Annotated in this window: 12 protein-coding genes; 8 read left to right on the top strand and 4 right to left on the bottom strand. The window is 65.9% G+C overall.

Annotated elements, in window-relative coordinates; translation table 11 throughout:
• From ACGFIM_RS38010 to ACGFIM_RS37990, 5 genes are all read left to right on the top strand, one after another.
• Positions 1 to 1,140, top strand: a 1,140-nt coding sequence (locus ACGFIM_RS38010) for a hypothetical protein (RefSeq protein WP_393211276.1), incomplete at its 5' end; no start/stop codon positions are given.
• A 1-nt stretch (position 1,141) separates the two neighbouring features.
• Positions 1,142 to 1,723 carry a hypothetical protein gene (locus tag ACGFIM_RS38005; RefSeq protein ID WP_393211273.1) on the top strand — a complete coding sequence of 194 codons (582 nt, stop codon included), beginning with the start codon at positions 1,142 to 1,144 and terminating at the stop codon, positions 1,721 to 1,723.
• Positions 1,724 to 2,018: 295 nt separating this feature from the next.
• Positions 2,019 to 2,399: a hypothetical protein gene (locus tag ACGFIM_RS38000; protein ID WP_393211271.1), complete on the top strand. Its 381-nt coding sequence runs from the start codon at positions 2,019 to 2,021 to the stop codon at positions 2,397 to 2,399.
• Between the two features lie 287 nt (positions 2,400 to 2,686).
• Positions 2,687 to 2,974, top strand: coding sequence for a hypothetical protein (locus ACGFIM_RS37995; RefSeq protein WP_393211268.1), 288 nt, complete (start codon positions 2,687 to 2,689; stop codon positions 2,972 to 2,974).
• A 3-nt stretch (positions 2,975 to 2,977) separates the two neighbouring features.
• On the top strand, positions 2,978 to 3,277 hold the full coding sequence (locus ACGFIM_RS37990) for a hypothetical protein (protein WP_393211266.1): 300 nt from the start codon (positions 2,978 to 2,980) through the stop codon (positions 3,275 to 3,277).
• Between the two features lie 258 nt (positions 3,278 to 3,535).
• On the opposite strand, the gene ACGFIM_RS37985 is transcribed toward ACGFIM_RS37990, so the two are convergent.
• The 3 genes from ACGFIM_RS37985 to ACGFIM_RS37975 form a co-directional block, all read right to left on the bottom strand.
• Positions 3,536 to 4,321, bottom strand: a complete 786-nt coding sequence (locus ACGFIM_RS37985; RefSeq protein ID WP_393211263.1) for a tyrosine-type recombinase/integrase — start codon at positions 4,319 to 4,321, stop codon at positions 3,536 to 3,538.
• A 219-nt stretch (positions 4,322 to 4,540) separates the two neighbouring features.
• Positions 4,541 to 5,269, bottom strand: a complete 729-nt coding sequence (locus ACGFIM_RS37980; RefSeq protein ID WP_393211260.1) for a hypothetical protein — start codon at positions 5,267 to 5,269, stop codon at positions 4,541 to 4,543.
• A gap of 638 nt (positions 5,270 to 5,907) precedes the next feature.
• Positions 5,908 to 6,561: a hypothetical protein gene (locus tag ACGFIM_RS37975; RefSeq protein WP_393211257.1), complete on the bottom strand. Its 654-nt coding sequence runs from the start codon at positions 6,559 to 6,561 to the stop codon at positions 5,908 to 5,910.
• A gap of 289 nt (positions 6,562 to 6,850) precedes the next feature.
• Between ACGFIM_RS37975 and ACGFIM_RS37970 the strand changes: the two genes are divergently transcribed.
• From ACGFIM_RS37970 to ACGFIM_RS37960, 3 genes are all read left to right on the top strand, one after another.
• Positions 6,851 to 8,308 (top strand): aldehyde dehydrogenase family protein, encoded by a 1,458-nt coding sequence (locus ACGFIM_RS37970; protein ID WP_393211254.1) that lies wholly within the window; start codon positions 6,851 to 6,853, stop codon positions 8,306 to 8,308.
• A 504-nt stretch (positions 8,309 to 8,812) separates the two neighbouring features.
• Positions 8,813 to 11,596 carry an ATP-binding protein gene (locus ACGFIM_RS37965; RefSeq protein WP_393211251.1) on the top strand — a complete coding sequence of 928 codons (2,784 nt, stop codon included), beginning with the start codon at positions 8,813 to 8,815 and terminating at the stop codon, positions 11,594 to 11,596.
• A 250-nt stretch (positions 11,597 to 11,846) separates the two neighbouring features.
• Positions 11,847 to 12,170 carry a putative quinol monooxygenase gene (locus ACGFIM_RS37960; protein ID WP_290006461.1) on the top strand — a complete coding sequence of 108 codons (324 nt, stop codon included), beginning with the start codon at positions 11,847 to 11,849 and terminating at the stop codon, positions 12,168 to 12,170.
• Between the two features lie 96 nt (positions 12,171 to 12,266).
• On the opposite strand, the gene ACGFIM_RS37955 is transcribed toward ACGFIM_RS37960, so the two are convergent.
• Complete coding sequence (locus tag ACGFIM_RS37955) at positions 12,267 to 12,929, bottom strand: TetR/AcrR family transcriptional regulator (protein ID WP_393211247.1); 663 nt, start codon at positions 12,927 to 12,929, stop codon at positions 12,267 to 12,269.
• Between the last annotated feature and the right edge of the window lie 36 nt (positions 12,930 to 12,965).

The following is a 12,965-nucleotide window of genomic DNA, read 5'->3' as shown; positions in this document are numbered from 1 at the left end:
TTCCACGCGGCGTCGAGCAACGCGAAGTCCGCTCAAGCTCTGCTGAACCACACACCAGCCGGGTGGAAGCAGTCAGTCCTGTCGTACATGCTGACCGACCGTCTGTCCGCATTCCACTTCCACGGCAACACCGATCCATTCGCAGCAGCGCTCCGGAGTGCCCTGACTAGTAAGGACCCTGTCTCTTTGAACCTGACCAAAGAGGCGCTGGTGGCTCTGAAGGGTCAGGTCAACGGCGCTTTCGGAAAAGATGACAACGGACGGTATTTCATAGCGAATCGCAACCTGTACGACCAACTCACCTTCCTCAGAGGGCCTCTAGGGAGCGCCCTAGCAGCCCATATCGACGAAGTTCAGAAAACGTTCGAAACTCAAACAGAAGGTTTCCATCCATTTATAGAAGCAAAAGAAATGGATCGCTTGCTGGTGCTGGCTAGTGGCGATAGAGACGCCGCAGTAGAACTTCAGGCAGCACAAGCGGGCCACATGCTCGACACAATCAATGACGCGCAGAAAGCGAATGGTGGAAAGAATCTCGACTCGGAGCTGCGCCCCGAGGCCAGATTGTTCGGGCATCTGCTCGAAGCCCGCAGACTGAGTTTGCTCGCCCATGCATGGAGCGAGGAAAAAGCCCGGAAGGATCTACAAGACACGCTTAGCGCCGCGATGTCTTACTTGGTAAGCCCAGTCGGGGCAATCGGCAGAAAGGTAGCCGGAGAAGTCGGCGGACAGTTGGGCGAGAAGGGCGCCGGGATCGGCTTCGACAAACTAGCCGCGATGGCCGCAGAACAGATGATCAAGGTGAGCATCACCACGAAGGAGGCTTTGAAGACCTCAAATGATCAAACCGCTATGGTCACGTGGCTCATGCAGATCGGAGTGGCCAGCGCAAGGCTAGCAGACGAAAAAATCTCCGGCGCCGCATTGGATGACGCAAGAAACACTCGTTTCGTTACCAACGGAAATCCGCCGTCCATCAAGCCGATACACGAGATCGTGACCGACCCAGTAGCCTTCGACCAGTTTATGGCATGGGCACGTAGACATTCAGACATCGAGGCGATTTCTGACAATATGAGCAACACCATGAACACGGCAAGGGATACAACACACAACAATCTTGGAATACTCGATTACTGACATGAAGATCACTACTGCTACAAGAACTGGGCTGGCACTCGCCTTGGCGCTGCTGACCGGCTGCACCGGAACAAATCCACCGCCGTCACCCAGCCCAAGCGATAAGATCTCCGCCGCCCCGCTCACTGACTCCCCACCCTATTGGTGCGACTTCCTCCCTCAGCAGGCAGTCCGCACGATCAGTGGTCTCACCCTTCCCCTCCAAGAAGACAAGGGCGGAGTGCCGACAACACACGGCATATGCACACTTCGCAACGAATACACAAGACTATCCGCGGTCTGGTCGATACGAGATGGCGACAACGTACTGGATACCGCCCAGAAAAACTTCGGAGAGCATCGGCTGGCAGAACTGCCAACAGAACTCGGCAAGGGACTCATCTCCTACACCGGGCGCCCGCCGCAAACTAAGCCGTTCTACACGATGATGCTGTTTCGCTGCGGCGACAAGCGCCCGTGGATCAGTATCGATCTGTCCGAGATAGATAAGGGGCGCGACCCGGTGAGCGACCTAACCCAGTTGCTGAGCATCGCTCGCAAACGGTACGGCGAGCTCCACAAATGCACCCCTAAGCCCAGATAAAGGCATAGCCATCTCCGCCCTCTGCGGACATGAGCTACACCATACGACCTTGAGCCGATCAGAGCCTACTCGACTAGAAAACAAGAGCGCTGCACCTTTCCCGATATGCACAGCAGCAGGTCGGCGAGTAACGTAGGGAAAAACATCAAACCCGGCGGAATTGAGCCGAGTACCAGCGTAAAACCGAGCGGAATGGCAGCCCTCTAGCCAGGTGCTGTCAGATAACGCCGTTAAGTCACTCGTCTACCCGGGACGGGACACCACATTGCGCCTCACAACCGCACAGGGCTGACCCATGCCGATCTTCCAAACGGCTCAGCCCGTTCCATCGTCGCGCACGACCGCTCGCTCGAACTGTTCGCCAACCGCTTCGAGCTCACCCGCCACGTCGTCACCCGCATCAACGACGACCCACCACCCGAACGGATCCTCTACCTCCACGGCCTCGGCGGCAGCGGCAAAATCACTCCTCCTCCGCCACCTCGAAAAACGCTCCTGCCTGCGCACCGACCGCTGGGAGGACATCCGCGGCGCCGACGACACCGAACTGCTCGACCACCTCGCCGAACACGGCCGCCCCGTCCCGGTGGCCAGGATCGACTTCGGCGCGCGGCCGGCGGGCGAGAACCGGCCCCAGGAGGCCTTCTCCGGGCTGTTCACATCGATCGACAAGTGACCATGGCGAACTTACTCATTCGGACAGCATTTATTGTGAGCGTGCTTGCGGGGATCAGCTCATGCACCGGGGAGACTCCCGCGAAAGTCGATACCTCTCCACTCACAACGGCTTACGCCCCGCCGTTCATCTGCAACTACGTCCCTAAGGCCGCCGTGGAGCAGATCACCGGAGTCCGCGACCCACTAGTAACAGGCTCTCTGAATCCGCCCACGAAGAACAATCCGGCCATCGGCGCCTGCTCTGTCTTCCAGAATAGCGGGGAAAGATCGTCGATCCTCCGGATCATGCTCGACACCAACGGCTCTCGCGGACAGATCGAAGAACAACTTCGGGATGGCTCTAAGCCGCTGCCCGCCATCGTCCCCGGTGGGGCCGGGTACTACGTTACGGACCCCAACTCCAAAACCCGGGTGGGATCTGTGCTGGTCCGCGGCGAAGTGCGTTTGGGCATTGAACTTGTGATCGGCGCCGAAGGGCGTGATAACGAAGCCGATGTGGTGGCGTTGATGAAGCTGATCGCTCCGAAGCTCATGGGCACCAGGGCATCCGATGGTCCCGAGGCGAAGGATTGAGCCATGCCGGAGATGGTCCCCAACCCCCTGCTCCCCGCCTTACAACAGGCGCTGCGTACGATCGAGCCTCTGATCCATGACATGCAGCAAGCGCTCGCAAATCGTTCCAAGGACTTCCATTCGGGTCGCATCTGGACCGGACCCGTTGCCAAGGAATTCGATGGTGAGCTCGAGCGCCACAGCGACCGCGTTCGGCATGCCGGCGACACCATCCTGAATGACCTTCGCCTGCACATCACCCGCACCGCGGACATGGTCACGGAGAAGGAGGCTCTGCGGTTGATCCGTCAATACGACTTGTGAGAGCTCATCTTCCTTGCTTCTTGCTTGCAGGTTTCAGCCGTCACACGACTGAAACGCAAGATATCCGGCCGACGTGAATCAGTCCCGACCTTGGGAGGCGGAACCGGGAGGGTCCGAACCCTCCGGCCAACGGGGACATCCTCCTAGGGATACGACGTTCAGCCAGAAGTCTCAGGCAACGAAACGCGGTCCACAGTGACCGTGCGTCATACGCCACGACGGCCCCGGCTTAGCCAGGACCGTCGTCGCCGCGGTGGACTAGTCGATCAGCATGTCGGCGATCTTCGCGTTGATGTGCTCCTGCTGCCCGTCTATGCACTTGGCGTACACCCGCAACAGCACATCCACGCTGTGGCCGGCACGCTTTGCGACCTCGACGGCGGGGACCCCTGCGTTCAACCACAGCGAGACGGCCGCATGACGCAGGTCATATGGTCGTGCTGCCAGGGATGAGCTGATCTGCTCAGGGCTGAGGACGAGCCTTCGGGCCTCCTGCCAGACGTAGGAGTGCGCCGAGCTGGAGTAGGTACCGCCCTTGGCCGTGTGGAAGATCCTGCCGTCCTTCGCTGTGCCGTACTGCGCGATGTGCTCGCGGAGGATGGCAACCAGGACGGGCGGAATGGGGATCTCGCGCGTCTCCTTGTCTGCTCGATGCTTCAGGTTGCGGGACTCGTGGGTCGCGCCTGAGTTGCTCCAACGTTTCGTGGCCTGAGGGCGCGCCTTTTCCAGAACGATCAGGCCCCAGCCTGACTCGGGCAAGGTGCAGTTCCTTTGCCGCAGGTCCGCTGCCTCCTCAGGCCGTAGCGCGGCGTAGTAGATGCAGGCGAAAAGCGCCCTCAGGCGTGCGCCGCGGTTGCGTCCGACCTTGGGAACGGCGTCCAAGAGCTGCCGGGCCTGGGTGGGGTTGACCACCGTGCGCGGGTCCACGACTGTGACGGCTTTGGGTGCGGTCCATTTGATGCCGTCCAGTGGGTTGCTGTCGAAGATCTTCTGTTCGACGGCATGCTCGAGCAGATGGTGCAGGACAGCCCGTTTGCGGCGCACCGTGTTCGCCCCGGCCGGAGATCCGGTGAAGGGAAGGGGGCGTCGCCGGGTTAAGGACAGCTCAATGAAGACCGGGCCCCAGTTTTTTCACTCAGAGCATCCAGATTCTTTAGACGGCATTCTAATCTTCCTTATACGGGAACGCAATTGCGGAGTACCCCCACGAGCGGATACAGGCGACCAAACATCGGCGATGTTCAATCGTGCCCATACAAGGCCTCACTCGATTGTGTGCCTCGTAAGGATTAGCTCTATCAGTTCTCTCGCAAGTTCCACAGGCCGCCTTTCCATCCCGTTACGTATCGTCGGCCAACCCTCCTCCTGAGCTCGCTGGAGCAGTCCTATCGCTATTCTTTCGGTAAAGTTGCCGAAATGGATAGGGTCATGGGTGACTACCCCTTGTGGATCGTATACCGGCTCGACGCAGCTACCAGCTTCATACCATTTGACCCGAGTATCCAGATCAGTCTCAATCAGCACAGTCATTTGCTGGGCCTGAGAAAGCTTGGTCGAGGACGGCATGAGCCCTTGCTGCCAAGTGCTGAATGCCAGTTCCTGCGAAGGGTCCAAGTAACCACAGATCGAAGCTTCTATCGCCAGTCTCACCTGTGTCTTATGCCACCAGCTCTCAGCAATGACCACGCCACCGGCGAGCACACTATCTTCCACCTCTGTTTGCAGGAGCGCTAGGCACTGCGTGGCTGCAGCCAGACTGAGCAGGTCCCATCGCGCGCCTATTTCATCGCTATCAGCGAATAGTCGGCCTACTGTGCGAATCAAAGATGCGTGTGCTTCATCTCCGCGCGGCGAACCACGCAGGACGCGACGAATATCCAATCCGGCATCACGCCCTAGGGTCACCAACTCTGTGGCCACGGCGCTCTTACCTGATCCATCGGCCCCTTCGAGCACCAGGAACAGCCCCTGATGGTTATGGCTCGTAGTCATGCTCCGCCGTCCTGGCGTGACGAGGTCTGGATACTGGGTATATGGATCAGCAAGTGGCTCCCCTAGCATAACAATCGTGGAATTCAGCCTTTTGCCGCCGACCTATAGCGCGAATGAATGGGCAAACACCCACCCACTCACCTCATCGGCCGCAGCACCTTACGCCAGTATGCCTAGCAGCGTGATTCGCCTTCTCGGCGAGCTCCCATTGAATCGCCCCGCAGAGGCCCGACATGCATGAATGGACTTTGGCCGCAGATGCAGGGCCAGCCGCGCTCGAGACGACTTTCCGTTCCAGGTTCAGGTATTCTCTTCGGGTGGCTGAACCTTTTATCGCTGGACTGTCTGACTTACATAGGCGCGGCTAAGTCATGGCTACGCAGAATTATTGACCAAACAGTCCTTCCGGTCCAGCGGTTGTTTTACGTCGGGTACCCGTTGCCATGCATCCGTTCATTCGCACAGCAGGCTAAAGTATGACAAGTCGGGAGTCAAGAAGGTTGCTCTGCGACGACGAATCCCTTGACCTGTACTACATTCGTAAATCTTGAGGTGGCGGGTCACCTCGCTGCCGGTAGTGGCTGATCAGAGCACGGGTTTGGTGCTCTTGCCGGAATTGGGACCAGGCCAGGACATGGTCAATCAGGTTGTTGGCGGGGACGACGAAGCGGGCGTGCTCGCGGAGGATGGCGACCAGGACGGGCGGGATCGGGATTTCCCGTGTCTCCTTGCCTGCTCGATGCTTGATGTTTCGGGATTCGTGGGTCTCGCCGGAGTTGGTCCAGCGTTTCGTGCCCTGGGGGCGTGCCTTCCTCCAGGACGATCAAGCCCCAGCCGGATTGAGGCAAGGTGCAGTTCCTTTGCCGCAGGTCTGCCGCTTCCTCGGGGCGGAGTGCGGCGTAGTAGATGCAGGCGAAGAGCGCCTTGAGGCGGGAGCCTCGGTTGCGTCCGACCTTCGGGATGGCATCGAGGAGTTGTCTGGCCTGGGCCGGGTTGACCACCGTTCGTGGGTCGACGACTGTGACGGCTTTGGGTGCGGTCCACTTGATGCCGTCCAGCGGGTTGCTGTCGAACACCTTCTGCTCCACCGCGTGCTCAAGCAGATGGTGGAGAACGGCTCGCTTGCGGCGCACCGTGTTCGCCCCGGCCGAGGGTCCGGTGAAGGTGACCGAGATGGCCTCCAAGGTCGTGCGCAGGATGTGCGGCTCTCCCAGAGCTGCCAAAGGCAGGGAAGCGCGCTTTCCTCCTTCGTTGGGCCCTTCATCGCGGCGACCTCGGCGGATGTGGGACATGTACGGGGTGCTCTTGCAAGTGTTGCGGGCAGTGCAGTCGCTGATCGTGCCAAGGACGTGCGCGACGCTGAGCGGCCGGTGAGCACACCCGCGGACGCAACCCCGCGCCCAGCCGCCAAGCAGGTGATCATCTCTGCGATCTCTTCCCTCTGCTTTCGGTCGTTCAGCGCGCGGCGGAGCTCGGCTGGATGTCAGTCAGCTGACGGAGGCTGTCGGTACGGTGGCCGAGCCATTCTCGTGGAGACGTCGAAGGCGCCCGGTACCCGGGCGAGACCACGAGGAGCGGACCATGAACACCATCGCGCAGCACTGGATCAACGGACAGTGGACCGGCTCCGGCTCGGTTCTGGAATCGATCAACCCGGCCGACGGCACCGTCGTCGGCTTGTTCTACGACGGTGGCGAAGCAGAGGCTTCGGCCGCCGTGGACGCCGCCGCGGCCGCGTTCGCGACCACCGAGTGGGCGCGCACTCCCTCGCTCCGGGCGACCGCACTCAGCCGGCTGGCCGACGCTCTCGAGGCCCGGGTGCCCGAGATTGCGGCCATGTTGTCCCGGGAGAACGGCAAGCTGCTGGGTGAGACCATGTGGGAGGTCAGCGGTGCGGTCGGGTGGCTGCGATATGCGGCGGCCTCTGCGCGCACGCAGACCGCCGGGCGCGCCGCCGAGACGGCACCCGGCCAGTACACCCACTCGGTGCCCGAGCCGCTCGGTGTCGCCGGGATCATCTCTCCCTGGAACTCCCCCATCATGCTGACCGTGCGGGCACTGGGCCCGGCGCTGGCCGCCGGCTGCACCGTCGTGGTGAAACTTCCGGCTCAGACGGCGCTGACCAATGAGCTTTTCGCGCAGGTGCTGGCCTCGGTCCCGGAGATCCCTGCGGGAGTGGTCAGCGTGTTCACCGAGTCCGGCAACACCGGGGCGCCGTTTCTGGTCTCCTCGGACAAGGTCGACGTGATCAACTACACCGGCAGTACGCCGGTCGGGCGCCATATCGCGGCCGCGGCCTCCACCACGCTCAAGCGGCTCGGTCTGGAACTGGGCGGCAAGGCGCCCATGGTGATCTTTCCCGACGCCGATCTGGACATGGTGATCCCCACCGTGGTGCAGTCGCTGGTGCTGATGAACGGGCAGTTCTGCTGCACCGGCTCCCGTGTACTGGTTCATCGGGACATCGCCGACGAGGTGCGAACTCGGCTCACCGCCGCGCTCGCGCAGGTGCGGCTCGGGTCGGGCGACGACGAGAAGGCCCAGCTCGGCCCGGTGATCGACCGGGCGTCCGCCGAGCGGGTCGACGCGATCGTCGAGGAAGCCGCCTCGTACGGCACGGTGTTGCTGCGCGGCGGTGTGGTCACCGACGGCCCGCTGGCCGCCGGCGCGTTCTACCGGCCGAGCCTGGTCGAGGTGGACCGCACCGACGTCCGGATCGTGCAGGAAGAGGTCTTCGGTCCGGTCCAGACGTTCGAGGTCTTCGACGACGAGGACGACGCCGTGGCCAAGGCGAACGCCACCATCTACGGCCTGGCCGCCTCGGTGTTCAGCTCGGACTCGATGAAGGCCCGCCGGATCGCCCGGCGCATCCGCACCGGCACGGTATGGATCAACACCTGGGGAGCCATCAACGAGGACTTCGAGGAGGGCGGCGTCAAGGGAAGCGGTTACGGCTACCTGTGCGGCCCGCGCGCAATCGAGGAGTTCCAGGCCCTCAAGGTGTACGTGGAGCAGGACCACACCCTGTCCGCTCACTGATCGGATTCATGACCTGTCCCGGCGCCTGGCCGTCCCCGCACGGGAACCAGGCGTCGATTCGCCCGGCAGCCGGTGCCGCCGGCCACGGCGCTGCCGGTGGTCGTCTGTACTGGTGGCGGCCTTCGGGGGGAGCCCGCAGCGTGGGAGGGACGGGGAAAGCGTCGCGGTGCCGGTTCTGTGAGGGAACCTCGCCGCCGCGGTTCCGGCGCGCCCGCCGGCGGCGCCTTTCTCCGCTGGTGAAGCCACCTCCCGAACGGAGAAGCCTCCGCGTGGCGGCCGGTGATCTCGTTCTCGCGCGGTAGGACCGCGATGGTCGCTGGGGCGCGCGGGGCGGAGAAGTGGAGCAGGGCGGGCTCGGCAGCGGCGGCGTCGTGTTCCTGGTCTTCGGGTGTCCGGTGAGGCGGACGGCTTCCGGCTCCATTTGGCGGCGAGTGCAATACTTGCTGGTCAGGTGCGTGGCTAGTGTTTCGACTGCTTCGCCAGGCAGAACGAGGGACGCGGCGGATGCGGGCGAAGTCGGGGACAGGCATGGGCATCGGCCCGACCGGGCTGGTCGGCCGGGAGGGCGAGCTCGCCGAGCTTGCGGCGTTCCTGGACATGGCCGGGACGGACGGAGCCGCCCTGCTGCTCACCGGTGAGCCGGGCGTGGGGAAGACGGCTCTCCTGGACGCGACCGCCGAGCTGGCGTCGGCGAAGGGGGTGCGGGTCGTCCGCGGAAGCGGTGTCGAGTACGAGACGGACATCAGCTTCGCGGGGCTCCATCAGCTCGTCGGATCGCTGCCGGACGAGCTCGGTCGTCTGCCGCGTTCCATGCGGCAGGCCCTCGAGGTCGCCCTCGGTCTCGGAGCCGGTCCCGCGCCGAGCCGGATCGCCGTCCTGAACGCGGCACTGTCCCTGTTCGACGCGGCCGCGAAGGAGCGGCCGCTGCTCCTCGTGGTCGATGACCTTCATGTCGTCGACCAGGCGAGCCTGGCTGCGGTGGGTTTCGTCGCCAGACGACTGGGGGGCCGCCGCATCGGGCTGCTCGGAGCGCAGCGGGTGGAGTCCGGCGACTCCTTCCGGTCCATCGGTCTGCCGGAGCGGGAGGTCGCGCCGCTGGGTGACGCGGACGCCCTGCGGCTGCTGTCCGGGCGCTTTGCCCACCTTCCCCGCCGGGTTCTTTCGTCCGTGGCGCACGAGGCGCAGGGAAATCCCTTGGCGCTGCTCGAGTTCGCCGGGTCCACCGGGGTGTCCGGCGACCGGCACGGCCAGGGTGCGGGGCGGGCGAGCGGCCAGGGGCGGGATGTCCGCGCTCTGTACGGCGCCCGCGTCGGACGACTGCCGCGGGGAACGCGCGACGTACTGCTGCTCGCGGCTCTTGAGGGCTCCGGCGACATCGGCGTCCTCGAGGCGGCCGGCGGGCCGGGCAGCCTCGAGGAACTCGCTCCCGCGGAGCGTGACCACCTGGTCATGATCGCGGAGAACGGCCGCGCGGTGCGCTTCAGGCATCCACTGGTCAGGACCGCGGTGGTCGACGGTTCCACCGGTGAGCAGCGGCGTTGCGCCCACCGCCGGCTGGCCGACGCGCTGGCCGACCAGCCCGAGCGGCGCGGGGATCACCTCGCGAGAGCAACGACGGCGCCCGACGAGGCGGTCGCCGCCATCGTGGAGTCGGCGGCCCGGAGCAGCCTGCGGCGCGGTGACGCTGACGGCGCGATCGCGAGATTCCGCCGCGCGGCCGAGCTGAGCCCCGACCGAGCGGACCGCAGGCACCGCCTGTCGCAGGCCGCCTATACCGCCGCCTGGGTCGCTGGCCATCTGGAGGTCAGTCACGAGATCATGCGCGAGGTCGAGGGCGATCCGGCGGCCCGGTCGCTCTCGGCGGCCGCGACGGCCGGCTTCCTGGTGCTCGTCACGGAAGGCGACGCCGATACGGCCCATGCGCTCCTGATGGAGGCGGTCGAGCAGGCCCCGGTGATTCCCGCGGTGCCGCGTGAGGAGCTGGAGACCGCGCTGTTCACCCTCACCCTCGCCGGCCAGTACTCGGGCCGGCCCGAGCACTGGCGGCCTCTGGTCGACGTGCTCGCCCGGTTCCCCGAGGCGGCGCCCGCCGCCGCGGCGTCGCTGGGGCGCGTTCACCACGACCTCGGCTCCGTCACCGACGGCATGCTGCGCCGCCTGGACGAGGAGATCGCGCGGCTGCGGGACGAGAGTGACGCCGACGTGGTCATCCGCACCGCCCTGGCCGCCTCGTACCTCGACCGGCTTGCGGGCTGTCGCGAGGCCGTGCGCCGGGTCATACGCGACGGCGGCGCGATGGGGTCGAGCATGCCGGCCCTGATGTTCGTCGCCCTGGACGACCTGTACGCCGGCCGGTGGCAGGCGTCGGCCGGCGCCGCGGACGAGCTCATCGCACTGTCCGAAGAGATGGGATACCACCTGTTCGCCCAGGTGGGCCGCTATGTCGCCGCGATGGCCGCGGCCCAGCGCGGCGACCTCGACGCGTGCCGGGAGCACTGCGAGGCCATCTGGGGCTGGTCGGGGCCCAGGGGCCTGCGGCGGCTGGAGAACTGCGCCCACCAGGCGGCGGCCCGGGCGGCACTCGGCGCCGGCGATTTCGAAACGGCGTACCGGCACGCCACGGCGATCTGCGCCCCAGGTGTGCTGCCGCCGTTCAACCCCGAGGCCGTGTGGTCCGCGCCGGACCTCGTCGAGGCCGCCGTGCGTACCGGGCGGCACGCGGAGGCGCGACGGCACGCGGACGCGCTGCGCGACGCCGGTGTCGCACGCCTCTCGTCGCGGTTCGCGCTGAGCGCGGCCACCGTCATCGCGATGACGTCGGCTGCCGAGGACATGGTCAGCCGCTTTGAGGAGGCACTCGGGCTGCCGGGCGTCGAGCAGTGGCCCTTCGAGGCCGGCCGTGCTCATCTGGCGTACGGCGAGCGGCTACGCCGCCAGGGGCTCAACCGGGAAGCCCGGGTGCAGCTGGCCGCCGCCCGCGGCCGTTTCGAGGAGCTCGGGGCCCGTTCGTGGGAGGCCCGGGCCGCGGCGGAGCTGCGCGCCACCGGGATGACGCGGGCCGGCCGGGGCAAGGCAGGTGAGGCCCTCACACCACAGGAGCTGCAGGTCGCCAGGCTGGCGGCGATGGGGCTGTCGAACCCGCAGATCGCGACGCGTCTGTTCCTTTCGCCGCGGACCGTGTCGTCGCATCTCTACCGTGTGTTCCCGAAGCTGGGGATCACGTCGCGGGCCGAGCTCCGCGACGCTCTGGAGGCGCTGCCTCCCGAGCCTCCGGCCGCCCGGCCGTGACGGCTACCGGTCGGGGCTCAGCGCCGCCACGGTGCTGACGTAAGCGAACGCCGGCCGGATGTCAGTCAGCTGACGGAGGCTGTCGGCACGGTGGCCGAGCCATTCTCGTGGAGACAGCGAACCCGGGCCTGTCGCACGGCATGCGCACCGCCGACGCCGACCTCCTCGGCTTCATCAGGAGCTCACCCGGCTCGGTACCGGCACAGCCCGCCCGCACGGAACACCACTCGGAACGGAAGAAGGAATCACCATGACCGCAACGCCCACCGGCTACGTGACCGTCGTCTGGGACGCGAAGGCGAAGGCGGGCAGGGAGGACGACCTCAAGGCGTTCATCACCGCCGCCGTCACCCCCTCGCGCAACGACCCCGGCAACATCGACTACGAGGCCCATGAAGTGGAGGGCCGGCCCGGCGAGTTCGTCATCTACGAACGCTGGGAGACACGCGCCCACCTCGACGCGCACCTCGCCGCGCCCCGGATGCGGGAACTCGTCCCCCAGATGCTCGAACTGATCGACGGTTCCATCGAGGACGGCATCCGCCTGCTGCGCCCGTTCCGCCCCGCCCACTAGGAGCGCGACGCCCGCCCGACGCCGACACCGGGCGGGAGGCACCGCGGCGAACCTCGTCCCGCGGGCGCCCGCTCGTCCACGCGGGCCGGACGGTCTTCAGTTGCCAGGCTCCGACACGCCGTCGCTCCACGCGTCGCGGCGGACCCTGGCGGGCGGCGGTTCGAGAAGCCAGGGCGGGAGCTGGGTGAGGACCTGCTCCGCGAACTCGGCGGGGGTGCAGACGAGGTCACCGCGCAACCACGCGCCCAGCGCGCCCAGGAAGCCGCCGACGCCGTACGCGGCCACGAAGTCCAGGTCGAGGCCGGCGGGGAGGCCGGGCCGCCGGGCGGCGATCCGGCGCAGGTGCTCGCGGTAGATCGCGGTGATCCGCTCCATCGCGCCGGCGCCCTCCCGGTCCAGGGCGGCGTACAGCACCCGGTGGGCGGCGATGTGCTCAAGCAGCGGCACCGCCGCCCGCGCGAGCACCGCGCGCCCGGGCGGTCCGTCGGCGAGGGTCGCGGCGAGTGCGGCGGACCGTTCGGTCAGCAGATGGGCGGCCACGTCGGCGATGCCGGAGAAGTGCGTATAGAAGGAGTTGCGGCTGATGGCCGCCCGGGCCGCCAGATCGGCGACCGTGATCTCCCCCTCCGGCTCCCCGGCCCGTTCCCGCGCCAGCTCCTGGGCCGCGCTCACGATCGCCGCACGCGTGCGCAGTGTCCGCGGATCGTGGGACCGCCGGACGGAGGCACGCGCCCGGCCCGGCTTGCTGCCAGCGGCCATGACCTCTCCCGACGTTTCGTTGTGCGGGGCCCACCC

Origin of the sequence: Nonomuraea sp. NPDC049309 (assembly GCF_043196965.1) — a bacterium.
Lineage (GTDB): Bacteria > Actinomycetota > Actinomycetes > Streptosporangiales > Streptosporangiaceae > Nonomuraea > Nonomuraea fastidiosa.
This window is presented reverse-complemented; position numbering and strand designations above follow the sequence as displayed.

Bases quoted from the DNA above. Each gene is read 5' to 3' on its own strand.
- ACGFIM_RS37960 (WP_290006461.1), top strand. From the start codon at position 11,847: ATGACCGCAACGCCCACCGGCTACGTGACCGTCGTCTGGGACGCGAAG.
- ACGFIM_RS37980 (WP_393211260.1), bottom strand. From the start codon at position 5,269: ATGACTACGAGCCATAACCATCAGGGGCTGTTCCTGGTGCTCGAAGGG.
- ACGFIM_RS37990 (WP_393211266.1), top strand. From the start codon at position 2,978: ATGCCGGAGATGGTCCCCAACCCCCTGCTCCCCGCCTTACAACAGGCG.
- ACGFIM_RS37975 (WP_393211257.1), bottom strand. From the start codon at position 6,561: ATGTCCCACATCCGCCGAGGTCGCCGCGATGAAGGGCCCAACGAAGGA.
- ACGFIM_RS37965 (WP_393211251.1), top strand. From the start codon at position 8,813: ATGCGGGCGAAGTCGGGGACAGGCATGGGCATCGGCCCGACCGGGCTG.
- ACGFIM_RS37995 (WP_393211268.1), top strand. From the start codon at position 2,687: ATGCTCGACACCAACGGCTCTCGCGGACAGATCGAAGAACAACTTCGG.
- ACGFIM_RS38000 (WP_393211271.1), top strand. From the start codon at position 2,019: ATGCCGATCTTCCAAACGGCTCAGCCCGTTCCATCGTCGCGCACGACC.
- ACGFIM_RS38005 (WP_393211273.1), top strand. From the start codon at position 1,142: ATGAAGATCACTACTGCTACAAGAACTGGGCTGGCACTCGCCTTGGCG.
- ACGFIM_RS37955 (WP_393211247.1), bottom strand. From the start codon at position 12,929: ATGGCCGCTGGCAGCAAGCCGGGCCGGGCGCGTGCCTCCGTCCGGCGG.
- ACGFIM_RS37970 (WP_393211254.1), top strand. From the start codon at position 6,851: ATGAACACCATCGCGCAGCACTGGATCAACGGACAGTGGACCGGCTCC.